We start from the raw sequence: 24,937 nt of genomic DNA on the forward strand, positions 1-24,937 counted from the left end.
CGGTCCTAAGGAGGCCCACGTACGGTTGCGGGTTGCAGTTTGGTTTCAGTTCAAGGGGATCCAGGGCCGTTCAGGCCGGACCGCTTATGCCCGCTGACCTGCGTTTGCACTGTCTGGAACTATGATCGTCCGAGCTTTTAATCCGCATATTGATCGTTGTCGTTGATTGGCAGCGCACTGCACGTGCTTTCGAACTCTCCAATCGCGATCATGTCTCGTACGGCGTCGGCCATCGAGACGAAGCCAGGCTTGCGGATGATGACCAGGTCCGAGCACCAGAAGTACCGGCCGTTGAGGCATTCGCCCGTACCTTGCCAGCGATCCATGATCCCGGCGATGGCCTCGAGGGTCATGAAGGTGGCATAGCGCTGAGTGCCGTCAGGAAGTGTGATGGTCGCGTCGGCCTGATCGGCGGTCGGCGATCTTCTGGTCAGCGTCGCGGGTGGCGTGCTGGTAGATCAGCGCCGCCCGGTCGCTGTCGTGCCCCATCCGGGGCCGTAGGTAGCTGAGGTAGGGGTCTGAGGGTTTATGCCGAGTTAGCTCTGCCCTCACTAGAACTTGTGGCTCAACAGCCGAGCATTCGGACTTCGAAGAGGGAGACTTCATGGTTTTGCGTCAAGCGACATTGACCGGCGTCGCCTCGCTGGCGTGCGCGGCGCTGGTCCTGAGCGCGGTCGCACCCGCCGCCGCCTCGATATCTGCCGCCCCCGTCAAGGTCGGGGATGTGCAGAAGGCGATGGAATATTTGGTGAAGACGGGCCACGTTGTGGGCGCCATCGGCGAGGTGTACGTAGACGGCAAGCGGGTCGGGAAGGGATCGTCCGGGTCCCGTCTGCTCGACGGCAAGGGCGGCGCGATCCCATCGAACGCCCGCTACCGGATCGGCTCGCAGACCAAGAGCATGACCGCCGCCGTGGTGCTGCAACTGGTCAAGGAGGGCAAGCTGAGCCTGAACGACAAACTCAGCACGGTCCTGCCGGAGGTGGCGAAAAAGGACCTGGTGGAGCGGGCCGACGAGATCACGGTACTCAACCTGATCGAGATGACCTCGGGCATCCCCGAGTACATGGGCCCGGACACCATGGACCCCACGCGTAACTACCGCCCGACCGACCTGCTGGTGGCCTCGCGCAAGAACCCTCGTCCTGTGGAGGTCGGGACCTTCAACCACTCCAACACCGACTACATCCTGCTCGGCATGATCATCGAGAAACTGTCCGGAAGGTCACTGGCGGCCGAACTCAACCGGAGCCTCTTCGCCGCGCTCGGAATGCGCGATACCTACCTGCCCACAAAGGCGACCGAGGGCATCAAGGGCCCGCACGGGCACGGCTACGCCCCGGACGAGACGGGCACGCTGCGCGATGCCGACAAGATCAACGCCACCACCATGCTCGGCGCCGGCGGCGTGGTCTCCACCGCGCACGACGTCAGCGCCTTCAAGCGCGCCCTCCGCCAGGGCAGGCTCCTGCCGGAGTCCCTGAACAGACTGCTCACCGACCCGCCGCCTGGCATGCCGCCGCAGCAGCCCTCGGGCGGCCCGTGCGCCGGCAACCCCGAGTTCGCCCCAGGAGGTGGAGGCAGCGCCCCCGGCTTCTTCGCCTCGACCTATACATCCTCGGATGGCCGCCTACAGTTCGCCGTGTCCATGACACTGGCCATGGACAATGACGAGCGCATGACCGCGGACCAACGCATCACCAACGCCCTCAAATCGGTGTTCTGCCCCGCGACTTAAGCCGCTAATGGCCCGACGATCACGGACGTGATCGTCGGGCCATCAAGGGCGGTCAACAGGGGGCAGTCACGGTCACTCGCGGTCTGCCCCTGCCCAGGTCGCGGCCGCCCCCCCTTGGCGATCAGGCCGATTTGCAAGCAGGATGCCAGGAGGCGTTGGGGTCAGCCGCAGTGCTCGAAGGGGCTCTCCCACCACTGGTTGCCGTAGGAGCCGCCCCACATGATGCACTTGCCCGGCGCCTTGACCTTTACCGGGCCGGCGTAATAGTGGTAGTAATCCGCATCCACCACGCCCGGAGAGCCGTACGCCTGCACCACCGCACGCACCCAGGCGCTGTTGCCCACGTAGGATCCCTTTTTCCAGGTGACCACGCAGTTAGTGGAGCCGTTGTAGAGCAGGTAAATGGTGGCGTACGAACCCAGCGCCTTGCTGTCGATGACGTGGTAGCTGCCGCCACCGCAGGCCTCAATCGGCGACGACGCCGCCATGGCCGGACTGGTAAAAGCGACGGACGCCGCCAGCGTGGCCGCCATGCCGAGTGCGAGGGTCGCGCTTCGCTTGATACCGCCCATTCGGGGATGCCTCCTCACTATCTTCATGATCTTCACTGTGGCGATCAAGAGTAGACGAAACGCCCCGACGGCGCCGAGCAATCAGCACGTGGACGCCTGTCACCGATCCGGAGGACAACCATGGACACTGGCACGCTGAGCCTGATCGCCGTGCCATTAGCGTGCCATTAAGGGCGGTCATCACGGGGTAGTCATGGTCACTCGCGGACTGCCGCTCGTCCAGGTCGAAGCCGTTTTCCGTCAGCTTCTCGGCCCTGAAAGGGCCGAGCTTGCAGCTCCTCGCCGTACCTGGCGGGTACGGGTCAGGCCGCGTCGTCGGCAGCGTGACTCACTGCCCAGCCCGTGACACCGCGCGAGGCGATGTTGCGGGCTGCGTTGACGTCGGCGTGCTCAGCGAAGCCGCACGACGTACAGGAGAAGGTTGCCTGGCTCGGCCGGTTGGCCTTGTCCACGTGCCCGCAGGCCGAGCAGGTCTGGGAGGTGTAGGCCGGATCCACATGGATCACCGCGACCCCGTGCCGGGCCGCCTTGTAAGCGATGAACGACCCGAGCTGGTGGAAACTCCACGAATGCAGCGTGACCCGCTGGGGCTTGCGGAGCCGTACCCGGTCACGGATCCCGCCCAGATCTTCCAGGGCGATGCCGCGTCCGGTGCGTTCTGCCTCGGTCACGATGCGTTTGGCGATGCGGTGGTTGGTGTCGGCGGCGAACCGTGCCTCCGCGCGGCGGCGCTTCTTCAGCAGCCGTTTGGCGGACTTGGTGGCCTTGGCCTGCAACCTGCGGCGCAATTCCCGGTTGCGGTGGCGGACCGCGTTCAGGCCCTTGCCGCAGTGGCGGGCGCCATCGCTGGTGGTGGCGATGTTGGCGATCCCCAGATCCACCCCTACGAACCCGTCCGGCTCAGTGATCACGACGTCGGGGATCTCGCAGGTCGCGTACAGAAACCACATGCCGTCCCGGCGGACCAGGTCGGATTCGCCTTTCCGGTACTCCGCGAGTGTTTGGAGTTGGCCGGGTGAGCCGGTGAACGCGACATTCTTCAGCCAGCCGGTCGTGCTCCAGATCGACACCGTGTGGGCGGTGTGGTCCCAGGACAGGCACCGGTTGTCGAACGGGCTGCGCGGCATCGGCGCGGAAGGCGATCGGTTTGCTCTCGGCTCGGATGCGGCGCGCACAGCCTTGCGGTCCCAGGTTCCCCGCCCGTGCGTTGGCTTTCAGGGTTGTAGGCATCGGCGACCTTCTTGATCACATGCTGGGCGGCTTGCGCCCCCAGTCCGCGTGCTTTCATCTCGCGGTAGGTGTGCTTGCGCAACGCGTACTCACGCCGGTCCCCGGTCGTGAACGCGGTCGCCGAGGCGAAGTTCGCCGCGTCGTTGCAAGCGCGCAGGGTCGCCTCCAGCGCCGCCGCCTGCTTGGGCGTGGGCAGGAGTCTCACCTGCACCACCAGCTTCACATCGAACACATTATCGGTTGGTTCATGTCGCCGTGATGGAAACCGAATCCGGATATCCGCGGACGTCGCAGTGTGGTCTACAGGTCTACGGCCTCCACACGCATTCGGTCTTCCCTACCAAGTGCCGGAGGCGGCCATTCCTGGTCACCGTCGCACTTCGCGGCGTCCTGCGGCGACGGTTCACTGTCGATCATCAAGGAGTACATCGAGAACCAGAAACGCCCGGACCAGCGTGCCGGGTGGCCCGGAGGGATCTCACCTCGGGGCCACCCGGCGGACTAGCGTCCGGGCGAGGAGAGGGACGCGATTCCTCCCGGGCGTCAACGCCCGGGGTTCCTCGCTATATACCGCTGAAGATCAGACCGATTTGCAAGCCCGTAAGCCTGATGAGTCGGCGCGTAGCCCAACCTGTGGTTGATGGCGCGCATGTAGCGGTTGCTGTCGGCGGTATCGATTCAGCAGGCCGTCCAGAGCGGGATGGCGCTCACTCGCCTGCCGGATCGCGAGCTCGGTGATGACACGAGAGCCGCGGAGGGAGGCGCCCGGCGGCGTGCTGTACGGCCCGGCGAGGCCGTACAGCACGGGGAAGCCGTTCTAGGAGGGGCGGCGGAGGAACACGCGCTCCTGGACGACGGGGTAGCCGGCGCGGGCGAAGGCGGCGGCCATCGGGGTGTTGCCGACGTCGGTGTCCGCGCCGATCTCGAGGGCCCCGGCGTCCGCCAGGATGTGCGTCGCCTCGGCCAGCAGGTCGTACCCGTAGCCGTGGCCGCGCTGCTCGGGGACGACGCCGATGTAACCGATGGTCGGGCGGGCATGGTTCCGCCCGGGGACCGCGAGACCAACCAGGCGCCCGTCACCGGTGAAGGCCAGGTGCCACCACGTGCGTGGGGACGGCATCCAGTGCAGGAACTCCAGCTCGTCTCTGGCCGAGGCGTCCACGCCTCCGCGTGCCATCTCGGCCCGGGCGTGGGCGTCGAAGGTGCCGACATGCGTCCGGCGGATCACGTCGAGGATCACCTCGTCGTCCGGTTCCGGCCGGAACTCCAGCCGCCTCGGCCGCGGCGACAGGCCCGCGGCAGGGGTCCAGAGGTAGTTGAGACGCTCGACCAGCAGCTCCATGCCGGCCCGTGTGGCCGCCGCGACGCGGAGGTCTGCCGCGGCGCGAACCTCGGGATCCTCCCGCCATCCTGGCGGCAGGACGAGGCAGTAGTCGGCGGTGAACGGAGCGGCTCGCAGGAGCGCGGCCCCCACCTCGATGTCCGTTCCGAAGTCGAGCCAGTCGAGGGTCAAGGGCCGCCGGTCAGCAGGGCCGCCCCACCAGGCGGCCCTGCCGACGACCTCACCGCCGCGCAGCGCCACCCAGGTCCACTCGGGACGGTACTGCGCGGCCTTCACGGTCTCCAGGTAGTCGCGGCCGGCCCACGCCATGCCGACTGTGGCCGGGGCGGACAGGGACAGGAACAGGTGTTCTTCGCCGGGGTGGAGCGGTCGGACGACCAGATCGGTCATGGAAGTCTTCCTTCGGGGAGATGTGCGCTCCCCGGTTCAGACCCGCGTGAACGCCCGAGCGGGGAGGGAGCGCATGAACGGTCGGATCGACATGGCTCTCACCTCCTCCGTGATCGAGGGCGTGATCTGACCTAAGCACACGGCGGACGTCCGATCAATCCCTTTTCGCGGCCCCTTGCCGAGTGCCGAGCCTTCAGGGTTCAGCTGAGGATCTGTGTGAATTCATGGCGATGTTCGGTACAGCAAGGCTGCCGAGGGCGTCGGCACCGCCTCGTGCTGAATGCGTCAATGAGCCATTGTCAGTAACTGAAGATCACGTTGTGTGACGCTGACATGGTCCAGTTGTGCTCGTGGTTGAGCAGGACGAGTGCGGCCTGAACGATCTTCCCGATGCGCCAAGGGTCGAGGCTGACACTCCGTACACTTCCTAGCTCCACCCGAGTTCGTGCATGAACGCCGTGCGGGCCTCGGCGAAGCCCGCTCTCGACAGGACGGCGCCCTGGTGCGGCCCGGCCGCCACGGGCTCGTCGTGCAGGCGGTCAGGCAGAGTGTCGGGACCGCCGCCTTCCCGCTGGGCGTACGCGCGCATGAGGTCCAGCCGCGTCTGGCCCGTTCGCAGCAGGTCGACGGGATGGCCGGAGACGGCGGTGACCAGGGCGTTCACATAGTCGATGGTCAGTGGCCTGGTCGGGGCGGCGGCGAAGACGCAGATGTTCAGGGCGTCGAAGGCGCTCCACAGGCGCAGGAGACGGGCCGTTCTGCGGCCTCGTTCCGCGTTGAGCTCTCCGGCCGGTGCGGGTTCCACACCGATGAGGCCCGCCTGGGGCCAGCTGTACGGCAGGCCGTGCTCTGGGTCGAAGTCGAGGTCGTGCTCCAGCGCGTCGTAGCGGGGTCCGCTGGGCGACAGGGCGTAGCCGAGCCCGATTCCCGGCTGGATTCGCGGGTCGAAGGGTGGAATCTCGGCGCTTTTGACCGTCATCGCGCACGATACGCCGAGCGTGCGGGCGGCCCTGGCGGAGCCCTCGGCGAGCAGGTCGCCCGCCTTGCCGCTGCGGTGCGCGATGGCGTGGATCAGGTCGGGAAGCGGGTCGCCGAACGTGGGCGGAAGTGCGGCCTCCATGGCGAAGGCGAGCGTGCCACCCAGCGATACCTGGTCGAGCCCGAGGTCGTTGCAGAGCGCGTTGGCCTCCAGCACCGCGTCGAGGTCGTCGATGCCGAGGTTCCAGCCGAGCGAGAGGAACGCCTCCTGCCCGAGTCCGCCCGTTCTGCCTGGGCCGTAGATCTTGAGGCAGTCGGTGGGGCAGCCGGGGCAGTTGCCCGTCAGCGCGACCTCCCTGCCGAGGTAGGAGGCGGCGGTCGGCAGGCGGAGGGTGCTGTCGCCGGTATAGGAGAAGTTGCGCACGGCCGCGTAGCCGGGGTCGAGCCTGGCACCCGCCCACGCGCCGTACCCCGGCGGGTCGTGCTGCACGACGGTGAGCGGGTTGTGCGGGATCGCCTCCCGGTAGAAGCGCGCGATCGTCTCCACCCCCGCGGGGTCGGAGACCGGAGGTGGTGAGCCCACGCAGACGATCGCCTTGAGGTTCTTGGCGCCGAACACCGCTCCCAGGCCGTATCTCATGGCGGGGAAGGCGTAGTCGGTCACCACGCTCGCGTAGCGGACGAGGCTCTCGCCCGCCGGTCCGATCGCGGCCACGTGAGCGGCGTCGCCGTACCGCTGCCTGAGCATGTCGGTCACCGCGGCGACGCCCAGCCCGCGCAGGTCGGGCGCCCGATGGAGGGAGATTCGGCCATCGCGGACCAGCAGGTATGAGAGCACCTCGGCCCGGCCCGTGATGGCCAGCGACGTTCTGTGCAACCCGGACGCGAACGGTCCGAGCGCGTGTGATTCGCCGGCGATCCCCATGAGGGGCGACTTCGCGAGGAAGACGGCCTTGGCCAGGCCGGGCGCCGCCGTACCGCCCAGAGGTCCTGCCGCGACGTACAGCAGCGCCTCTGGCGCGTACGGCTCAAGCCCCCCGGGCGTCCGTTCCAGCAGCAGCCGGAGCCCAAGGATCGAGCCCCCGCTCTCCTCGGAACGATGGACGGTCCCGCTACCCAGATCGACAGAGAAGAGCGCCATTACTTTCCCAGCACCTCCGGCTCAGACATGACCAGGTAATCAGTACCGGCGATCGTCCTGTATGACCTCAGCCGAGGTCCACCACGACGACGCTGCACATGGGGTCCAGCAGGGCGGACGGGATCTCCACGCGCAGATCGCCGAGCGGGTCCCCTGTTCCGGAGTGGACCTCCTTGAGCCAGGGCAGCACCGACCAGGCGAGCCGCCCGTCCGCGCACGGTCAGCCGTTCGTAGGGCCGCATGACCAGGTGCAGGTAGAGCCGCTCCCCGCCCTCGGGAAGGGAGCGGCGCGTGGAAGGCCCGGGAAACTGCCACAGTTCCAGCCCCGTCCGCACGCCGCGGATGCTTTCCTCGTGCCGCTCCATCCAGGTCGCGAACGCCTCGAGCCGGGCCGTCGCCTCGGCGGGAAATTCCCCCATCCCGGTGGGTCCCACGTTGAGCAGCAGATTTCCGCCCATCGCCACGGCCTCGACCAGCGTGCGCAGCAGCTCGCCGGCGTCCTTCCACTCCTCGTCGGTGACGTACCCCCACGACTCGTTCATGGTGAGGCAGGTCTCCCAGAGCCGGTCCGGCGGGGCCAGCGGGAGCTGGCGAAGTAGTCCTCGGGGCCAGCCGCGCGTAGCGGCCGCCCAGCACGACCGCTCCCGGGTCGAGCAGCGCCGACACCACCGCCGCGGCAGAGCCGGGCCTCGACGTCGTCCCAGCGAAGGCTGAAGAAATTTTGGCTGACTTGTCGAGACCGCCCGTACGTCTCCGACAGATGGGGTGAAGCATGGCACACACCAGGGAGGCCACCGTGACCGCCACCACCATGTCAGCCGCGACGACCGCTACCTCGAGGCGCAGCCGCATCCGTACCGCACTGTCCTGGGTCGTCCAGCTCGCACTCGCCCTGCAGTTCGCTTCCGGCGGGGTGCTGAAGCTGTTCGGCGCCACGCAGATGACGGCCATGTTCGCCGAGATCGGCGCCGGCCAGTGGCTGCGGATCGTCGTCGGCGCACTCGAGCTCGCGGGCGCCGCCGGACTACTCCTCCCGCGGCTGGCCCGCGCTGCCGCGGCCGGGCTTGCCGCGCTGATGATCGGCGCCACCGTCACCAACGTCACAGTGCTCGGCACCAGCCCGGCACTGCCGCTGCTGCTCCTGACGCTCGCGGCCGCGGTCGCGGTAATGCGGCGCGACCACCGCTGATCCCGGCACCTTCCACATCACAGGAGAACACGATGAACGCGACAGCGAACAATCTGTGCAGCCTGGAGCCGCTCGTCGGCACCTGGGCCATCGACGGACCCGGCATGTCGGGTACGGCCCGCTACGAGTGGATGGACGGCGGCGGCTTCCTGGTGCAGCACGTCGACCTCGTCAACGATGACGAGGTCACCCGCGGGGTCGAGTACATCGGCTTCCACGCCGAAAGCGGCCAGTTGCGGTCGCACTTCTTCGGCGAGAACGGGGAGATTCTCGAGTACGTATACGAGCTCGTCGGCGATACTTTGACGATCTGGTACGGCGGCGTCGACTCCCCGGCCAAGTTCGTGGGCAGGTTCGACGCCGATGGCGGGCGCAACACCGGTGCCTGGCAGTGGCCGGGCGGAGGCTACGAGTCGAACATGACGCGGGTGGAGGAACCTGCACGATGAAATACATGATCATGACCTTCGGCGACGCGTCGGCGTGGGACACCCTCGGCCTCGGCGCCGAGGAGGCGACCTGGTCCCCAGAAGAGGTCGCCGAGCACTTCCGCGCCATGTCGGAGTTCTACGCCGACCTGGCATCCTCCGGCGAGATGGTCACCGGTTTCGGGCTGGCCGACCCCTCGCACACCATGACGGTGGAGATCCGCGACGGACGGCCCGTCGCCTCCGACGGACCACATGCCGAGGCCAAGGAGGTACTCGCCGGGTTCGGGATCGTCGACGTGGCCTCACACGACCGGGCGGTCGAGCTGGCCGCGCGCTTCGCCGCGATCGTGCGGAGCCGGGTGGAGCTGCGGCCGATCATGGACGACACCGGCCGGGAGATGTGACCGTACCTCAGCGGATGGAGGACCTGCTGCGCGAGCTCGCGCCGCAGGTCCTCGCCCTGCTCACCCGCCGTTACGGCCACTTCGATCTCGCTGAGGAGGCCGTTCAGGAGGCGCTGCTCGCGGCCGCGACCCAGTGGCCGGACCAGGGACTGCCGGACAACCCGCCGGGCTGGATCACCACCGTCGCCACCCGCCGCATGACCGACCTGCTGCGCAGCGAGCAGGCCCGCCGCCGACGAGAGCAGCAAGAGGCGTTCCGCGCGCTGCCCGCCGACCTGCTGTTACCGGCGGCCGACGTACCGCCCGCCGGGGACTCCGACGACACCCTGCTGCTGCTGTTCCTGTGCTGCCATCCAGCGCTGAATCCCCCCGCGCAGGTCGCGCTCACCCTGCGGGCTGTCGGCGGCCTGACCACCGCCGAGATCGCCCGCGCGCTCCTGCTGCCCGAGGCGACGCTCGCGCAGCGGATCAGCCGCGCCAAGAAACGCATTCTGGAAGCGGGCGGCCGGTTCCGGATGCCCGATGACCGGGATCGCGTACGTCGCCTCGACGTCGTCCTACATGTGCTGTACCTCATCTTCAACGAGGGCTACACCGCCACGGCAGGCGAATCGCTGCATCGCGGCGAGTTGTGTACCGAGGCGATCCGCTTGGCCCGGATGGTGCACCGGCTGCTGCCTGATGTGCCTGAGGTGAGCGGGTTGCTCGCCGAGATGCTGCTCACCGACGCCCGCCGTCCGGCCCGCACCGGCCAGGACGGCGAACTGGTCCCGCTCGCGGAGCAGGACCGTGGCCGGTGGAACCGGGCGATGATCGATGAAGGCATCGCGCTGCTGACCGCCGCGTTGCCGCGCAAGCGGCCGGGTCCTTACCAGTTGCAGGCCGCGATCGCCGCCGTGCACGCCGAGGCGGGACGGTTCGAAGACACCGACTGGGCGCAGATCGTCGCCCTGTACCAGGTGCTCGACCGGCTCGCCGACAACCCCGTGGTCACGTTGAACCGCGCCGTGGCGGTGGCGATGCTGAGCGGCCCCGCGGCCGGACTGGCCGTCCTGGAGACGGTGGCCCGCGACCAGCGGATGGTCGGCCATCACCGGCTGCACGCGGTGCGCGGGCACCTGCTTGAGGAGGCCGGCGAGAAGACGGCCGCGATCGCGGAGTACCGTACCGCGGCCCGGCTCACGACCAGCCTTCCCGAGCGCCGCTACCTACTGACCCGCGCCGCCCGACTGGACATGCGCTGACACGCCGTCGAGGAGGACACGGGGCGGCGGAAGGTCGGACGCGGTTCTACACTGATACATCCGATGTCTGCGGTGCCCAGCCGCCGCACGAGCTGGAGGACGTGGTTCCGTGGCGGTGACGGACGCGGCGATCGACAGGATCAAGGAGATGATCCTTTCCGGTGCGCTGGCGCCCGGCGACCGGCTGCCGAAGGAGGCCGAGCTGGCCGAGCGGCTCGGCCTGTCGCGCAACTCGCTGCGGGAGGCGGTTCGCGCGCTCGCCCTGATCAACGTCCTGGACGTGCGGCAGGGCGACGGCACCTACGTCACCAGTCTCGAACCCCGGCTGCTGCTCGACGCGATGTCGTTCGTCGTCGACTTTCACCGCGACGACACGGTGCTGCAGTTCATGCAGGTGCGGCAGATCCTGGAGCCCGCGGCGACGGCGCTGGCCGCGATCCACATGGCGGACGAGGAGATCGAGGAACTCCGAGAGATCCTCGCCTCGCTGCCGGAGGCGCCGAGCGTCGAGGAACTGGTCGCCAACGACCTGCGGTTCCACCGGCACATCGCCGCCGGGTCCGGCAACCCCGTGCTCTGCTCGCTCGTCGAGAGCCTGTCCGGGCCGACGACCCGGGCGCGCGTCTGGCGTGGCCTCACCCAGGAGGGTGCCATCGCCAAGACTCGGGAGCAGCATGCGGCGATCTGCGACGCGATCGCCGCCCGCCAGCCCGAGGTGGCCAGGGCCTGGGCCACCGTTCACGTGGCCGGGGTCGAGGAGTGGCTGCGCCGGGCGCTCTGAACGCTCGGCAGGGGCCGGCCGGTCCGGACACTCTCCCGCCCCCGCGGGAAAAGAGATCGGATGTATACCCCCATTTTAACTTGACATCAGGCGCTCGTGACCCCAATCTGCCAGTCATACATCCGATGTCTTTCTTTCAGGGATGCGATGTGAAGCTGCTGCGAGTGGGGCCTGTCGGGCAGGAACGGCCGGTGGTGCTGGACGGAGCCGGCAACTTGTGCGACATCGGGGAGCGCGAGATCGACGGCGCCTTCCTCGACTCGGGAGGGATGGCCCGGATCAGATCGGCCCTCGAATGGGGTGACCTGCCCGTTGTGCACCCCGCGGACCAGGCCCTGACACGCGGTACGGACCTGCGTATTGGCCCCCCGGTAGCTCGTCCGGGCAAGATCGTCTGTATCGGGCTCAACTATCGGGACCACGCCGAGGAGACCGGCGCCGCGATCCCGGCCGAGCCCGTCGTTTTCATGAAGGCCCCGAACACCGTGGTCGGTCCGTACGACGAGGTGCTCATCCCGCGGGAGAGCGTGAAGACCGACTGGGAGGTGGAGTTGGCCGTCGTCATCGGGCGCACGGCCCGCTACGTGGAGACCGACGAGGAGGCCCTGGCCTGCGTCGCCGGGTACGCGATCTCCAACGACGTGTCCGAGCGGGAGTTCCAGCTTGAGCGCGGCGGGCAGTGGGACAAGGGCAAGTCGTGCGAGACGTTCAACCCGCTGGGCCCCTGGCTGGTGACCCCGGACGAGGTCGGCGACCCCGGAGCCCTCGGCCTGCGGCTCTGGGTCAACGGTGACCTCCGCCAGGACGGGAACACCAGGGACCAGATCTTCCCCGTGGCCGAGGTGATCCGCTATCTGAGCCGCTTCATGGTGCTGGAGCCGGGTGACGTGATCAACACCGGCACACCGGCGGGAGTGGCGCTCGGCCTGCCCGGCACGCCGTACCTGCGCGCGGGCGACGTGATGGAGCTGGAGATCGACGGCCTGGGCCGGCAGCGGCAGACGGTGGGTCAGGCGTGAGCGTGACCGTCACCGCGCTGGAAACGCGCGATATCCGGTTCCCAACCTCGCGCGAGCTGGACGGCTCGGATGCGATGAATCCCGACCCCGATTACTCGGCCGCGTACGTCGTGCTGCGGACCGACGGCCCGCACGAGGGCCACGGCTTCGCGTTCACCATCGGCCGGGGGAACGACATCCAGACCGCCGCCATTCAGGCGCTCGCTCCGTACGTGGTGGGCCGCGACGTCACGGATCTGGGTGACCTGTATCGGGAGATGGTCTATGACTCCCAGCTCCGCTGGCTCGGGCCGGAGAAGGGCGTCATGCACATGGCGATCTCCGCAGTGGTCAACGCGCTCTGGGACCTCACGGCCAAGATCGAGGGCAAGCCGCTCTGGCTGCTGCTCGGGGAGCTGCCGCCGGAGCGGATCGTCGACCTGGTGGACTTCCGCTACCTGACCGACGCGCTCACCCCGGAAGAGGCGCTCGAGATCCTGCGCGCCGCCGAGCCCGGCCGCCGCGAGCGGATCGAGCGGCTGCGGACGTCCGGCTATCCCGCGTACACCACCTCGCCCGGATGGCTCGGGTACGACGACGACAAGCTGCGCCGGCTCTGCCAGGAGGCCGTCGAGCAGGGCTTCCGGCAGATCAAGCTGAAGGTCGGCGCCGACCTGCGGGACGACGTCCGGCGGATGCGGATCGCGCGGGAGGTCTGCGGAGAAGGGTTCCGGATCGCGGTCGACGCCAACCAGCGCTGGGACGTGGGCCCGGCGATCCGCTGGGTGAACGAGCTGGCCCCGTTCGACCCGTACTGGGTGGAGGAGCCCACCAGCCCCGACGACGCGCTCGGCCACGCCACGGTCGCCCGCGCCATCGCGCCGATCAAGGTCGCCACCGGCGAGCACGTGGCCAACCGGGTGGTCTTCAAGCAGCTTCTGCAGGCCGGCGCGCTGTCGGTGCTCCAGATCGACTCGGCGCGGGTCGGCGGGGTCAACGAGAACATCGCCATCCTGCTGCTCGCCGCGAAGTTCGGCGTACCGGTCTGCCCGCACGCGGGCGGCGTCGGCCTGTGCGAGATGGTCCAGCACCTGTCCATGTTCGATTACGTGGCGGTCAGCGGCACGCAGCGGGACCGGGTGATCGAGTACGTGGACCACCTGCACGAGCACTTCGTCGACCCCGTCGTGATCGAGGACGGCGCCTACCGCGCCCCGTCGTCCCCCGGCTTCAGCTCCACGATGCTTCCCGAGTCGATCGCGAGGTTCAGTTATCCGGACGGCCTCGCCTGGAGGGCCTCATGAACGAATTCGCCGGACTGAAGGCGCTGGTGACCGGGGGCGGCTCCGGGATCGGCCTGGCGACCGCCGAGTTCCTGGCCGCCCGGGGAGCCTCGGTGGCGTGCCTGGACCTCAACCCGCCGGGCCGTCCGTTCGTCGGCGTGACGGCGGACGTGACCGACGCCGCCGCCGTGCGGGCCGCGGTCGACGCGGCGGCGGACGCCCTGGGCGGCCTGGACATCCTGGTGAACAACGCCGGGATCGGCGCGGTCGGCACCGCCGAGGACAACAACGACGCCGAGTGGGCCCGGGTGCTGGACGTCAACGTGGTCGGCATGGTCCGGGTCACCCGGGCGGCCCTGCCGTACCTGCGCGGTTCCTCGCACGCGGCGATCGTCAACACCTGCTCGATCGCGGCCACCGCCGGACTGCCGCAGCGGGCGCTCTACAGCGCGTCCAAGGGCGCGGTGCTCTCGCTCACCCTGGCCATGGCGGCCGACCACGTGCGTGAGGGGATCCGGGTCAACTGCGTCACCCCCGGGACCGCCGACACCCCGTGGGTCGGCCGCCTGCTGGACGCGGCCGACGATCCGGAGGCCGAGCGCGCCGCGCTCGACGCCCGCCAGCCGATGGGCCGGCTGGTGACGGCGGCGGAGGTCGCGGCGGCCATCGCCTACCTGGCCGGTCCGCTCGCCGGTGCGACCACGGGAACGGTGCTGGCCGTGGACGGTGGCATGCAGGGTCTGCGGCTGCGACCCGTCTCGTAACCCGGCGGGAGAGTCGATGTCATCGAGCCGGGCGGTGCCGCACCGCCTGATCCACGGTTCCCTGGAGGCTGCGTGAAGGCGACGGAGAGGGTGCGACTCGGGCGCACCGATGTAGAGGTGACTCGGCTCGGGCTCGGGCTCGCGCCGATCGGCGGCCTGTTCACCCCGGTAGGGGACGAGGTCGCGCGGGCGACGGTCGAGGCGGCCTGGGACCTCGGGCTGCGCTATTTCGACACCGCCCCGCTATACGGCTACGGGCTCTCCGAACGCCGGGCCGGGGCGGTGCTGTCGGGCAAGCCGCGAGAGGAGTTCGCGCTGTCGACCAAGGTCGGCCGGCTGCTCGTGCCAGGCGGAGACGCCGGGCAGCAGTTCTGGGCGGAGCCGAGCGATCTCGCCCCGGTCTTCGACTTCTCCTACGTGGGGGCACTCCGCTCGCACGCGGAGAGCCTGCGGCGATTGGGTGTAGACCGGGTCGACATCGCCCACATCCACGACCCCGACGACCACTTCGCGGAGGCGGTGAGCGGGGCCTTTCCGGCGCTGGCCGAGTTGCGGGCCCGGGGAGAGGTCGGCGCGGTCGGCGCGGGCATGAACCAGACGGCCATGCTGACGGAGCTCGCCCGGGCCGGTGACTTCGACTGCTTCATGCTCGCCGGGCGCTACACCCTCCTGGATCAGTCGGGGCAGGACGAGTTGCTGCCGCTGTGCCTGGAGAGGGGCATCTCGATCATCGCCGCCGGGGTGTACAACTCGGGCCTCCTCGCCGACCCGAAGCCGGGTGCCCGCTACGACTACGCCCCGGCCAGTACGGCGCTGGTCGAGCGGGCCGTGGCGATCCGGGCCGTGTGCGAGCGGCACGGGGTGCCCCTGCGGGCCGCGGCGATCCAGTTCCCGCTGGGCCACCCCGCCGTCGCCGCCGTCGTGATCGGCGCGCAGGATCCCGGGCAGATCGCCGACAACATCGCGATGTTCGAGTGGGACATCCCCGGCGCGTTGTGGGCCGACCTGAAGAAGGACGGCCTGCTGCCGGAGGAGGTGCCGACGCCGTGATCGTCGACGCCCACCACCACGTTTGGACCGCGGACTACCCATGGCTGTCCGCGCCGGATCTGGCGCCGATCCGGCGTGACTACACCCTGGCCGATCTCACGCCCCAGCTGGAGGCGGCGGGGGTCACGGCGACCGTGCTGGTCGAGGCGGGTCGCTGCGACGCGGCGGAAACCGCCGAGTTCCTCGCGCTGGCCGCCACGGCGCCCCGCATCGCGGGCGTGGTGGGGTGGGCGTCGCTGACCGACCCGGACCTGCCCGCCACCCTGGCGGCCTATCGCGACCTGCCCGGCGGGGCCACGCTGGTCGGCGTCCGCGACCAGCTGCAGGGCGTCGACGACCCGGAGTACCTCGCCCGCCCGGACGTGCGGGCGGCGATGGCCACCATCGGCGGCACGGGGCTGGCCTACGACCTCGTCGTCCACGTCCGGCAGCTGGCCGCGTGTGCCGAGGCGGCGCGCGCCACCCCGGGCACGGTCTTCGTCCTCGACCACCTCGGCAAACCGCGGATCGGCGCGGGAGCGGAGGGGTTCGCCGAGTGGCGTGCCGCCGTCGCCCCCCTGGCCGCCTGCGGCAATGTCGTCGCGAAGCTGTCCGGCCTGCTGGTCGAGGCCGGACCCGGGTGGGACGTCTCCCTCGTCCGGCCGTACGTCGACACCGCCCTGGAACTGTTCGGCGCGGAACGGCTCATGATCGGCTCCGACTGGCCGGTGTGCGAGCTGGTCGCCTCCTACTCCGAGGCGCTGGGGACGCTCGACGCCTGCCTGCGGGAGCTGTCGGCGGACGAGCGGGCCGCCGTCACCGCCGGCACCGCGATCCGTACGTATCGCTTGGATCTGGCTCCAGCCTCTGACCTGCGGTGATCCCACTTGACCAAGGTCTTGATTCGCTTACGGTGTGGACCCTGAGCGACGACGACCCTCAATCCGGGTACGGCGCGGGCGGGCGTCCGTAGTGGGGTGCCTCCCGCGGAGCTGAGACGGGACCTGAGCGTTCGATGGCGATCACGGCGGCGTCGTCGCCCAGATGTCCGCCGGCGTATGCGAGTAGATCCATGCGGAGGTGCTCTACGAGGACTTGCGGGCGTTTCCCGGTCCAGGCGGCGGCGCGCTCGGCGAGTGGGTAGAAGACGCCCTGGGAGTTGCGGGCTTCAATGACTCCGTCGGTGTACACGAGGAGCATGTCGCCGGCCTTGAAATCGAAGGTGTCGACCTGGCGGCAGGGCAATCCCAGTTGCAGGCCGAGAGGGGGGCCCGGGCTGCGGGCGCAGAGTGCGGTGATCTGCTTGCGCCGCAGCAGGAGCGGTGGAGGGTGGCCGCAGTGGACCATCCGGATCGTGGGCGTGCGGTCGGGAATATCGATGAGTACCGCGGTGATGAAGCCTTCCTCCGCCTGCTCGTGCGCACAGGACTCGGCCAGGTGCCAGGCAACGCCCGCTTCCAGGTGGGCGGCGAGTTCCGCCAGGCCAGCTTGCAGATGCGCGGCCGCTCGGAAGGCACCCAGCAGCAGCGCCGCGTCGCCCACGGCGGTGAGGCCCTTGCCGCGGACGTCGCCAACGATCAGCCTGGTGCCGGAGGTAGTCCGGGCCACCGCGTACAGGTCGCCGCCGATCTGCATCTCGGTCTCCGCCGCCAGGTACACCGCGGCCACACGCAGTGGTCCGATCCGTGGGGGCAGCGGGCGTAGAACCAGGCCCTGGGCGATCTCGGCGACCTGGCGCACCTGCGTCAGCTCCCTCACCTGCCGCTGACGCAGAGCGGAAAGGAGCGCTGAAAAGACGGAGACCAGCACCACGGAGGCCATCTGCGCAATGCGGTCCGTCGTGGAGAGGTCCCTGAGAATGACGCCGATGGCCACCTGGCCGACCAGGGCCAGTACACCGGTCAACGCGGTCAGCCACCGCCCCAGGATCACCGCGGCGAGCGCCGGCGCGGCCACCAGGAGCGGCCCGAGGTGCAGGTGACTGGGTGTGGCCAGGTTGACGACGGTGATCGCGATGGCGCGAGCGGAACGGCCGCAACGGCTGTCCGGTGGCTTCCTCAGCCCGGTGATGGCCCGGGCTGTGCCGAGCCGCTCGGTCGGCGGGGACCGAACCGGTCGGCCCAGTGGGCTGGGGTGCCGAAGGCGGGGTAGCACAGGAGTATGGCCGTGCGAAGGCGTTCCGCAGCCCGCAGCAGGTCGTGGCACGAGGCTGAGAACGATCTTGCTAGGGGCGCCGACGGGCAGAAACAGGCATCCCCGAACCACGTCCACCGCCCGCCGGGCCAGCCTGGCCCGCAAGCCTGGACATTCCACTCCGCCCGCCCGACAGCCGACAGCGCCCCGCAGGCCTGCCTGGACGCGGTGCTGTGGGGTGACAAGCAGCCCTGCGCCGAGGCGCCACTGATCCGCCTCAAGTACGGGCTCAGACTGCCGGAGAACGACACAGTCCAGGCCGGCAAGCCGTTCACCTTCACCGTCACGCCCGAGGGCGGCAGGTCGCCGTCGCTGCAGGGAGTCTGGATCTCCGACGACAAGGGCGCGCACTGGGCAGCGGCCACGGCGCTGTCCGGCGACAAGGTGCACGTGCCCAACCCCAAGGGCCCGGGCAGCATCTCGATCAAGGTCGAGGCGAAGGACAAGGACCGCAACTCCGTCCAGCAGATCCTCTCCGACGCCTACCTCGTGAAGTGACCGCCGTAGCGGGGGCAGGACGCCCTGCCCCCGCTACCTCCCCTTCACGGGCGGGAACTGGCGGTCATGCCGTTGGCAGGGGAACGCGCCGGTTGCCCGGCCAGAACCCGTACGGCCTCTTCGGCGGCGATGCGCCGCACCGAGCAGGCCAGCAGGCGGCGATGGGCGGAGACTCCTCGCGCGGCGCTGCGACGGCATGTGGGCACTGCTGCGGCGGAGTGGGATGAAAGAGGAGCTCCTCCGCTGGCTGGAAGCGGCCGGAATGCGGGTACGCCTGCCCTGCGGGCCTCAGGCGGTCGCTGCGGCATCGTGTGCCGACTGCCGCCATTCCAACGCTTCCGGGACGTCGCGGTACTCCAGCAGGTGCTGGCCGGCGATCTTCTCCAGCAGGCTGCGTACATCGGCGGGCGTGGCGTAGAAGAACTCGCGGCGGAGGTTGACCTTGTTCACACGCCGCTCGCACAGCTCGTCATGGAGGCGCCCTTCGAGGGAGACCGCGTCCTCGCTGAAGATCAGCGCGTGGGTGTCGAACCTGAACGGCACTGAGGCGTCGCCCAGCTCTCGAACCCGATCTTCCGGCTCCAGCCGCCGGGTCATGCCGATCTTCACGACATTCTCCCCGAAAGCGCCGATGTTGGAGATCACATACACATAGCCGGCCCGGATGTTCGCCTCGCGCGCCTCCACATCGGCGACCGCAGCGCCGATTTCCTCCAGCTTCGCTTTCAGCTCCCCCGCGCCCGCCGTGTCACCGTTCGCCAGCAGCTTGGCCAACGCGGTGCGGTAGTGGGACTCCTCCTTGCGCAGGCGAGCCTTTTCGCGCTCGAACTCCCGGCGCGCGGCCTCCTCCTCACGCTGCCGCTCCCGTTGGGCGCGGATGAGTTCCTTTTCCTCTTCAACCTTGGCCAGGTAGTCGGCGGTCAGCTGTAACTCATACACCCGTAAGCGGTGGTAGTCGTCGCTGACGTGGATGTGCATCGTCTTGCCGAGCTTGACGATGGCATCGCCTGCCTTCTTCAGCCGGTCGATGGCTGACTGCAGCTTGTACGGCCGCATCGTGCGCACGCAGTTGTCGGCCTCGGCGTTGTAGGCGCGCAACATCAGCTTGGAGAAGTCCCGCACCATGCGCCGCCCCTCGGCGGCCGAGCCGTTGACCGTCCAGTTCGTCGCGCCCAGCACAGCCCGCCCGCTGCGGGCCATGCTCTTGATCTGGTCCTTGACCTCGGCCAGTTTCGCCTTGTACGCGACCGCGTCGCTCAGCGGATGCTGGTACTCATAGACGCCGACCTCCTGCAGCAGTGCGACGTCCTCGGTCTGCACTACCTGAGCCTCGATCTCCCGCAGCCGCCGGGTCGCGTCCTCGATCGCTCCTTGCAACCGGGCCTGCTCCGCGCGCAGAGCCTCGGTCACGGCGGTGATCTGCATCGCGTCCAGGCCGCCGAGCCGCTCAACCCACTCCCGTAGCTGGGCGTTCTCCGCCTCCAGCCGCTTCTTGCCGCCGAACAACCCGCCGCCGGAACGTTCCGGAACCGGAACAACGGGAGCCTCACGGGCCGCCTCGGCATGACGGCCGATCGGTTCCGGAGCAGGAGGAGGAACGGGTGTGTGAGCGAGTGGGGCGTCGGCCACCCAGAGTTGCCAGCCCGCCGGGGGCGGAGGCCAGGCCGGGTCCGGTTGCCATCCTGGAGGAGGCCGCCATCCAGGAGGTGGGACCGGCCACCCTGGCGGCGTGTTGAACCGGTACTCCGTCATCAGCGCCCTCCCTAGCGTCAGCCCGGCTGGTCATGCCGGCTGAGGAGGAGGACGGCCGCCTGATGGCGGCGGTGCACATACACCCCACGGCCGCATGTAACCGTGATCAAACCGTGAGCACCGCTCAAGCGTCCGACAAGAGCGGCAAACTCACGTTCTCCTGCAGGGATGTTCCATTCTCCGGCCGCTACGAGCACGGAAATCCGGCGACGCCGCCGGGTTCACTCACCCGGGCGCACCAGGCCCGTCTCGTACGCGTGGACGATCGCCTGGGCCCGGTCGCGGAGGCCGAGCTTCGCCAGAACCCGGCCCACATGGGTCTTCACCGTCTGCTCGGACAGGACGAGCCGTTCGGCGATCTCCTGGTTGGACAGGCCGTGGGCGACCAGGGTGAGCACCTCCGCCTCGCGTTCGGTGACCCCGTCCAGGGTGGCGCGGGGCCGGCGCGGGCCGAGCCGGGCGAACTCGGAGATCAGCCGCCGGGTGACGGAGGGCGCGAGCAGGGCCTCGCCGTCCGCGACCACCCGGACCGCCTCGGCGAGCTGCCCGGCGGAGGCGTCCTTCAGCAGGAAGCCGCTGGCGCCCGCCCGGAGGGCCTCGTACACGTAGTCGTCCAGGTCGAACGTGGTCAGGATCAGCACCTTCGGGGGACGGCCGCCGGAGGACAGGATCCGCCGGGTGGCCTGCAGGCCGTCCAGCACCGGCATCCTGACGTCCATGAGCACCACGTCGGGTGAGAGTTCCGCGACGCGGCGAACGGCCTCCTCGCCGTCGGCCGCCTCGCCCACCACGTCGATGTCCGGCTGCGCGCTCAGGAACGCGGTGAACCCGGTCCGCACCATGCCCTGGTCGTCGGCGACGAGCACCCTGATGGTCATCCGGTGTCCCCTTTGATCGGCAGGGTCGCGGTCACGACGAACTCCGCGCCGATCCGGCCCGCACGGAACATGCCGCCGAGCATCGCCGCCCGCTCCCCCATGCCGGCCAGCCCGTGGCCCGGCCGCTTCCCCGGGAGTCCGCCCGGCGTGCCTTCGAGATCGGCGGGCAGGCCGTTGACCACGCGGATCCGCAGCTCGTCGCCGTCGCGGACCAGCTCCGCGGTGACGTCCGATCCCGACCCGTGCCGCATCGCGTTGCTCAATGACTCTTGCACGATCCGGTACGCCGTCAGCCCCACCGTGCCCGGCAGGTCACCCAGTTCGCCCGAACCGGACACCCTCAAGGTCACCCCGGCGCGGGACGCGGTCGCGACCAGCTCGTCGAGCTGGTGGAGGCCGGGCTGGGGCGCGGTGTCCGCGCCCTCCGCGCCGCGCAGCACGCCGACGACTTGGCGCATCTCGGCCAGCGTCTTCAGCGACAGCGCGCGGATCTCGGCGAGCCCCTGCGCCAGCCGGGCCGCGTCGCCCCCCGCCCGCAGCGGGACCGCCTCGGCCTGGATGGCGATCACCGACATGTGGTGGGCGACCACGTCGTGCAGTTCGCGCGCGATCCTGGCTCGCTCGGCCAGCGCCGCCCGCGCGGCCAGAGCGTCCTCGGCCCGCCGCTCCTCCTCGGCCAGCCTCCCGGTCGCCAGCCGCCGTGCCCGTACGTTGTGGCCGAACAACACGGCGACGGTGATCCCGGTCACCGCGGGGACCGCCGTGCCGACGTCGACGGCCACCGCCGTGAGGCAGGAGACCAGCCACACCCCCGCCGCGATCGCGCCGTCGCAGCGGACCGCGACGGAGTACGCCACCAGCAGGCAGGCGATCGCCGCGCCCGGCGGGTACGGCGGGTTGAGGAACGCGCCGACGACCGCCGCGCCGGCCGCAAGCGCCAGCAGCGCGCACCGCCAGGCCGCCAGCGGCCACCGGTCGCGCAGCACCAGCGGCAGCGAGAAGGTCGCCGACATGATCACGAGGTACGCCTCGTCGTGCGGCCACCGCGCGGCGGCCGCGGGGCCCTCCATGTACGCGACCCCGCCCGCGAACGCCACGAACGCCAGCGCCGCGTCGCCGAGCCGGACGAGATCCAGGGTGGCGCTCCGCCGGCCGCGCGGCCACGGCACCCGCACCTGCCCACGCCGCGGCGCAGGCGGCGGGTCGGCCGTGCCGGTGACGACCGCCCGCAGCAACGCCCGCGCCACGGCCCGCAGGAGCGGCGCCGGCTTCGCGATCGGCTCCTGATGGATCATTTGCTCAGCCTATGGACGTGCCGGGCGGGTCACATCGTCCTCATGGGCGACCTTCGCGTCCACCTGTGACGGGAGGCCGCCTCGCCGTCGCGGGGCGTACCGGGCAGCCGCGACGCGGGTCACCGGCCGGATCTTCCGGTCGTGCGCAGGTAGGCCAGCGCCCGATCGAAGGCGGCGTCGCGGCCGGCGGCGAGCTCCTCGTCGCTGAGCGTTTCGGCGATCCGGTCCTGCGGAGGGATGCCGGCGAGGTCGAAGCTGGTCCCCTGCCGGGTGAGGAACCGCTCGTTGGGCAGGGCGAAGGTCCAGCCGTTGGGCAGCGTGCGCCAGAGGAAGTCGGAGAACGCGCCCTGGGTGGCGTCCCCGATCCGCCGAGGGGCGGGGGTGCGGGCCGTCATGGCCTGGCTGAACGTCTCCCCGGCGCTGATGGTCAACGGGCTGGTCAGCAGGGCGATCGGCCCGGTGTAGCGAGAACCCGCGGCCGGACGCACCCAGGTCGGCAGCGCCCGCGTGAACCGGGTGGGGTCGGAGGGGGCGTTGCGCGCCTGCTTGGCGTAGGCCGTGTACGGCCGGCCGGTGAGGCGGGAGGCGAGCTGGATGCCGAGGGCGTCGTACCCGCCGAAGTTGAGGCGGACGTCGAGGACGAGGCCCTTCAGGCGCGACGTCCGGTCGGGGGTGAAGATCTCGTCCAGCGCGCGGTCCAGCTCCGTCGCGTTGGCCGCGAAGCCGCCGTCGGCGTACCCGTCGAAGGCGGCCAGCCGCAGGTAGCCGATCCCGCCCGGCAAATCGGCGTACCCGATCACGCCCCGGCCCCATGTCGTCAGCGGCTTCTTGACATCGTGCTTCTCCACGAGATCGAGGACCCGCTTGTTCAGGGCCATGAAGGCCGGCAGGCCGTCCAACTGTCTCGTGCCGGGGCGCAGCGGCCTCGCGAACTCGTCCTTTCCGGCGCGCAGCGCGGTGTGGGCGTCGCCGAGATCCTTGAGGATGTCGCGCAGCACACCGAACAGCTCGGCGTCGGTGGTGTTCGGGCCGATCCGGGGACGGTACCGGTCGCGTACCGCCTGCCAGTCGACGCCCTTCGTCGCGAAGAACGGGTAGTTCTCCGCGAACGTGGTCCAGAAGACGTCGAACACCCTGACCGGTTCCGCGGCGGGGGCCTTCACCGAACAGCGGGTGGGAAGGGCGGGCAGCCGGCGCAGGCCGATCTCCCCCACGGCGCCCACGTAGCGTAGCCGTGCCCGCTGCCGGCCCTGGAGCCTGATCGTCATCTGGCGGGAGCCGTCGTCGGCGACGAACGACCCCGGGGCACCCTTCCGTTTGGCCGCCATGACGCCCGCCAGGCAGCTGATCGCCGTCGTGTCGAAGTACCGGAGCCGGTCCCCCTGGACGGTGATGATCGTGCCGTAGCCGTCGGTCTGCCACACGCCGTCCAGGGCGGCGTCCCGCGCGCTCGCGACCGCCGTCGCGGCGGGCGCCGCCGCCAGAGCCGTGACGGCCGCCAGAACCGTGACCGCGATTCGTGTTCCGCTCTTTTTCATGGCGCCGACGGTATGAACACGGTCCCGTAACCGGCGTCACCCTGGGGGACCATCCCGCGGCTCCCTCCTGGGAGTGACCCGATCCGGCGGGCCGGCCCGGCCGGGGTTCGCGGTCGCGGCGGAAACGCCGGTCGACATGGCTACGATCTGTGCCTGCTTGATCTCTCTTTGCGGCTTCCAATGTGGAGGGGGCCGGCGACCGGCGTTGACGTTGCTTCGCCACCGTTACCACCGGAACATTGGGGATGTACGGCCTGCCGTACACGGGTCGATCCCGCGGTCGACGGTGGTTGGCTATCGCCCGATGTGCCGGAGGATCGCGGCGGAGATACGAGGAAGCACCGGCGCCGGGAACCCGTGCCCCATTCCCTCGATGGGCAGGAACTCGCTGTTGGGAATCGCCGCTGCCAGTGCCTCGCCATGGGCGATGGGCGCCATCGGATCGTCCGACCCGTGAATCACCAGAGTCGGGGCAGTGATCGAGCCGACAAGCCCGGAGCGGTCGCGAGAGGCGAAGGCCGCGAGGATGTGGTTCTTCGAGGCGGGCGCCGCATCGGTGGCACTTTCGATCTCCCGCTCGATGATCGCACGCGTGGCGGCCTCGTCGAACTCCGTCAACTGTCCGGCGAGAATGCGAGCCAGCTTGAGATGTGCCTCAACGTGCTCCTCTCGGGTGCTGGGCGGATTGGCGATCTGCTCGGCGTCCCAGGCGGCCAGCCGTGGATCCCGTTGTGTGCCCCGGAAGGTGTTGGTCACGGGATCGAGAGGCTCGGCGCTCGACATGATGACCGTTAGGCTGCGCAGCCGGTCAGCGTGTTCGAGCGCGATCTCCTGGGCGATCATGCCACCCATCGACGCGCCGGCCACGTCCGCCGCGGCGATGCCCAAGCCGTCGAGCAAGCCGACCGCGTCCTGGGCAAGGTCGATCATGGTGTACGGCTTGGCCTCGAAATCAACACCGCTGGACCGCCCGGTGTCCCGGTTGTCGTAGCGGATGACGTACCGCCCTCCCTCCTGGAGAAGCCGGCAGAGCTCATCGGGCCAGGTGGCGCCTCGGGCACCGAGACCCATCACGAGCAGCAGCGCAGGATCGGCCGGATCCCCGAACGTCTCGCACCACAGACGGATCCCATTGGCCTCGACTATGCGTTCCATTGTGTTCTGCCCTTCGTTCTGGCTCGGACCAGTTGCGACGACTGGCGCTACGGCGTCCCGCGCGAGGACGAGCGCTCACGGACCGTCCACCGAGTCCGCGCTTCCTTCCCACAG

24 protein-coding genes and 1 pseudogene are annotated in these 24,937 nt (G+C 69.7%); 13 read left to right on the forward strand and 12 right to left on the reverse strand.

The window, feature by feature from the left end; translation table 11 throughout:
* Positions 1-137: 137 nt before the first annotated feature.
* Positions 138-353: a hypothetical protein gene (locus ACQP1V_RS27075; protein ID WP_433412897.1), complete on the reverse strand. Its 216-nt coding sequence runs from the start codon at positions 351-353 to the stop codon at positions 138-140.
* 272 nt (positions 354-625) lie between these two features.
* Here ACQP1V_RS27075 and ACQP1V_RS27080 point away from each other — a divergent pair, with 272 nt between their 5' ends.
* Positions 626-1,738, forward strand: a complete 1,113-nt coding sequence (locus ACQP1V_RS27080; RefSeq protein ID WP_433412899.1) for a serine hydrolase domain-containing protein — start codon at positions 626-628, stop codon at positions 1,736-1,738.
* A 161-nt stretch (positions 1,739-1,899) separates the two neighbouring features.
* Here the strand turns inward: ACQP1V_RS27080 and ACQP1V_RS27085 are convergent, their stop codons facing one another.
* Complete coding sequence (locus ACQP1V_RS27085; protein ID WP_218001952.1) at positions 1,900-2,310, reverse strand: hypothetical protein; 411 nt, start codon at positions 2,308-2,310, stop codon at positions 1,900-1,902.
* 302 nt (positions 2,311-2,612) lie between these two features.
* Positions 2,613-3,763: pseudogene (locus ACQP1V_RS27090) on the reverse strand (RNA-guided endonuclease InsQ/TnpB family protein).
* Between the two features lie 72 nt (positions 3,764-3,835).
* On the opposite strand from ACQP1V_RS27090, the gene ACQP1V_RS27095 reads away from it, so the two are divergent.
* On the forward strand, positions 3,836-4,045 hold the full coding sequence (locus ACQP1V_RS27095) for a transposase (RefSeq protein ID WP_433412901.1): 210 nt from the start codon (positions 3,836-3,838) through the stop codon (positions 4,043-4,045).
* Between the two features lie 312 nt (positions 4,046-4,357).
* Here the strand turns inward: ACQP1V_RS27095 and ACQP1V_RS27100 are convergent, their stop codons facing one another.
* From ACQP1V_RS27100 to ACQP1V_RS27110, 3 genes are all read right to left on the reverse strand, one after another.
* Positions 4,358-5,272, reverse strand: a complete 915-nt coding sequence (locus tag ACQP1V_RS27100) for a GNAT family N-acetyltransferase (protein ID WP_433412903.1) — start codon at positions 5,270-5,272, stop codon at positions 4,358-4,360.
* Between the two features lie 427 nt (positions 5,273-5,699).
* Positions 5,700-7,391, reverse strand: a complete 1,692-nt coding sequence (locus ACQP1V_RS27105) for an aldehyde ferredoxin oxidoreductase C-terminal domain-containing protein (protein WP_433412905.1) — start codon at positions 7,389-7,391, stop codon at positions 5,700-5,702.
* Positions 7,391-8,170, reverse strand: coding sequence for an alpha-L-fucosidase (locus tag ACQP1V_RS27110; RefSeq protein ID WP_433412907.1), 780 nt, complete (start codon positions 8,168-8,170; stop codon positions 7,391-7,393). Before ACQP1V_RS27110 ends, ACQP1V_RS27105 begins: the two co-directional genes overlap by 1 nt.
* Here ACQP1V_RS27110 and ACQP1V_RS27115 point away from each other — a divergent pair.
* From ACQP1V_RS27115 to ACQP1V_RS27160, 10 genes are all read left to right on the forward strand, one after another.
* Positions 8,164-8,580, forward strand: a complete 417-nt coding sequence (locus ACQP1V_RS27115; protein WP_433412909.1) for a DoxX family protein — start codon at positions 8,164-8,166, stop codon at positions 8,578-8,580. The two genes, ACQP1V_RS27110 and ACQP1V_RS27115, sit on opposite strands and share 7 nt — an antisense overlap.
* Before the next feature lie 32 nt (positions 8,581-8,612).
* Entirely contained in the window at positions 8,613-9,029 is a 417-nt protein-coding gene (locus tag ACQP1V_RS27120; RefSeq protein ID WP_387412046.1) for a hypothetical protein, read from the forward strand.
* Entirely contained in the window at positions 9,026-9,415 is a 390-nt protein-coding gene (locus ACQP1V_RS27125) for a YciI family protein (RefSeq protein ID WP_433412911.1), read from the forward strand. Before ACQP1V_RS27120 ends, ACQP1V_RS27125 begins: the two co-directional genes overlap by 4 nt.
* Positions 9,412-10,659: an RNA polymerase sigma factor gene (locus tag ACQP1V_RS27130; RefSeq protein WP_433412913.1), complete on the forward strand. Its 1,248-nt coding sequence runs from the start codon at positions 9,412-9,414 to the stop codon at positions 10,657-10,659. The genes ACQP1V_RS27125 and ACQP1V_RS27130 overlap by 4 nt, the downstream gene beginning before the upstream one ends.
* A gap of 109 nt (positions 10,660-10,768) precedes the next feature.
* Complete coding sequence (locus tag ACQP1V_RS27135; RefSeq protein WP_387412049.1) at positions 10,769-11,440, forward strand: FadR/GntR family transcriptional regulator; 672 nt, start codon at positions 10,769-10,771, stop codon at positions 11,438-11,440.
* A 149-nt stretch (positions 11,441-11,589) separates the two neighbouring features.
* Positions 11,590-12,459: a fumarylacetoacetate hydrolase family protein gene (locus ACQP1V_RS27140; protein ID WP_433412915.1), complete on the forward strand. Its 870-nt coding sequence runs from the start codon at positions 11,590-11,592 to the stop codon at positions 12,457-12,459.
* A complete protein-coding gene (locus ACQP1V_RS27145) occupies positions 12,456-13,742 on the forward strand; it encodes an L-fuconate dehydratase (RefSeq protein ID WP_433412917.1) in 1,287 nt (428 codons plus the stop codon). Before ACQP1V_RS27140 ends, ACQP1V_RS27145 begins: the two co-directional genes overlap by 4 nt.
* Complete coding sequence (locus tag ACQP1V_RS27150) at positions 13,739-14,485, forward strand: SDR family NAD(P)-dependent oxidoreductase (RefSeq protein WP_433412919.1); 747 nt, start codon at positions 13,739-13,741, stop codon at positions 14,483-14,485. Before ACQP1V_RS27145 ends, ACQP1V_RS27150 begins: the two co-directional genes overlap by 4 nt.
* Positions 14,486-14,557: 72 nt before the next feature.
* A complete protein-coding gene (locus ACQP1V_RS27155) occupies positions 14,558-15,535 on the forward strand; it encodes an aldo/keto reductase (protein ID WP_433412921.1) in 978 nt (325 codons plus the stop codon).
* A complete protein-coding gene (locus ACQP1V_RS27160) occupies positions 15,532-16,395 on the forward strand; it encodes an amidohydrolase family protein (RefSeq protein WP_433412923.1) in 864 nt (287 codons plus the stop codon). Before ACQP1V_RS27155 ends, ACQP1V_RS27160 begins: the two co-directional genes overlap by 4 nt.
* Before the next feature lie 58 nt (positions 16,396-16,453).
* On the opposite strand, the gene ACQP1V_RS27165 is transcribed toward ACQP1V_RS27160, so the two are convergent.
* Positions 16,454-17,470, reverse strand: a complete 1,017-nt coding sequence (locus tag ACQP1V_RS27165; protein WP_433412925.1) for a PP2C family protein-serine/threonine phosphatase — start codon at positions 17,468-17,470, stop codon at positions 16,454-16,456.
* 210 nt (positions 17,471-17,680) lie between these two features.
* Between ACQP1V_RS27165 and ACQP1V_RS27170 the strand changes: the two genes are divergently transcribed.
* Positions 17,681-18,205 carry a hypothetical protein gene (locus ACQP1V_RS27170; RefSeq protein WP_433412927.1) on the forward strand — a complete coding sequence of 175 codons (525 nt, stop codon included), beginning with the start codon at positions 17,681-17,683 and terminating at the stop codon, positions 18,203-18,205.
* A gap of 288 nt (positions 18,206-18,493) precedes the next feature.
* Here the strand turns inward: ACQP1V_RS27170 and ACQP1V_RS27175 are convergent, their stop codons facing one another.
* The 5 genes from ACQP1V_RS27175 to ACQP1V_RS27195 form a co-directional block, all read right to left on the reverse strand.
* The gene (locus ACQP1V_RS27175; RefSeq protein WP_433412929.1) at positions 18,494-19,711 is read right to left on the reverse strand and encodes a DUF4041 domain-containing protein; all 1,218 of its coding nucleotides are present in this window, start codon (positions 19,709-19,711) and stop codon (positions 18,494-18,496) included.
* 467 nt (positions 19,712-20,178) lie between these two features.
* Complete coding sequence (locus ACQP1V_RS27180; RefSeq protein ID WP_387412065.1) at positions 20,179-20,835, reverse strand: response regulator; 657 nt, start codon at positions 20,833-20,835, stop codon at positions 20,179-20,181.
* A complete protein-coding gene (locus ACQP1V_RS27185) occupies positions 20,832-22,130 on the reverse strand; it encodes a sensor histidine kinase (RefSeq protein ID WP_433412932.1) in 1,299 nt (432 codons plus the stop codon). Before ACQP1V_RS27185 ends, ACQP1V_RS27180 begins: the two co-directional genes overlap by 4 nt.
* Before the next feature lie 119 nt (positions 22,131-22,249).
* Positions 22,250-23,668: a S41 family peptidase gene (locus ACQP1V_RS27190; protein WP_433412933.1), complete on the reverse strand. Its 1,419-nt coding sequence runs from the start codon at positions 23,666-23,668 to the stop codon at positions 22,250-22,252.
* 294 nt (positions 23,669-23,962) lie between these two features.
* The gene (locus ACQP1V_RS27195; RefSeq protein ID WP_433412934.1) at positions 23,963-24,823 is read right to left on the reverse strand and encodes an alpha/beta fold hydrolase; all 861 of its coding nucleotides are present in this window, start codon (positions 24,821-24,823) and stop codon (positions 23,963-23,965) included.
* Between the last annotated feature and the right edge of the window lie 114 nt (positions 24,824-24,937).

This window comes from Microtetraspora malaysiensis (assembly GCF_050947145.1).
Lineage (GTDB): Bacteria > Actinomycetota > Actinomycetes > Streptosporangiales > Streptosporangiaceae > Microtetraspora_A > Microtetraspora_A malaysiensis.

Bases quoted from the DNA above. Each gene is read 5' to 3' on its own strand.
- ACQP1V_RS27075 (WP_433412897.1), bottom strand. From the start codon at position 353: ATGACCCTCGAGGCCATCGCCGGGATCATGGATCGCTGGCAAGGTACG.
- ACQP1V_RS27085 (WP_218001952.1), bottom strand. From the start codon at position 2,310: ATGGGCGGTATCAAGCGAAGCGCGACCCTCGCACTCGGCATGGCGGCC.
- ACQP1V_RS27100 (WP_433412903.1), bottom strand. From the start codon at position 5,272: ATGACCGATCTGGTCGTCCGACCGCTCCACCCCGGCGAAGAACACCTG.
- ACQP1V_RS27105 (WP_433412905.1), bottom strand. From the start codon at position 7,391: ATGGCGCTCTTCTCTGTCGATCTGGGTAGCGGGACCGTCCATCGTTCC.
- ACQP1V_RS27115 (WP_433412909.1), top strand. From the start codon at position 8,164: ATGGCACACACCAGGGAGGCCACCGTGACCGCCACCACCATGTCAGCC.
- ACQP1V_RS27120 (WP_387412046.1), top strand. From the start codon at position 8,613: ATGAACGCGACAGCGAACAATCTGTGCAGCCTGGAGCCGCTCGTCGGC.
- ACQP1V_RS27125 (WP_433412911.1), top strand. From the start codon at position 9,026: ATGAAATACATGATCATGACCTTCGGCGACGCGTCGGCGTGGGACACC.
- ACQP1V_RS27150 (WP_433412919.1), top strand. From the start codon at position 13,739: ATGAACGAATTCGCCGGACTGAAGGCGCTGGTGACCGGGGGCGGCTCC.
- ACQP1V_RS27180 (WP_387412065.1), bottom strand. From the start codon at position 20,835: ATGACCATCAGGGTGCTCGTCGCCGACGACCAGGGCATGGTGCGGACC.
- ACQP1V_RS27185 (WP_433412932.1), bottom strand. From the start codon at position 22,130: ATGATCCATCAGGAGCCGATCGCGAAGCCGGCGCCGCTCCTGCGGGCC.
- ACQP1V_RS27190 (WP_433412933.1), bottom strand. From the start codon at position 23,668: ATGAAAAAGAGCGGAACACGAATCGCGGTCACGGTTCTGGCGGCCGTC.
- ACQP1V_RS27195 (WP_433412934.1), bottom strand. From the start codon at position 24,823: ATGGAACGCATAGTCGAGGCCAATGGGATCCGTCTGTGGTGCGAGACG.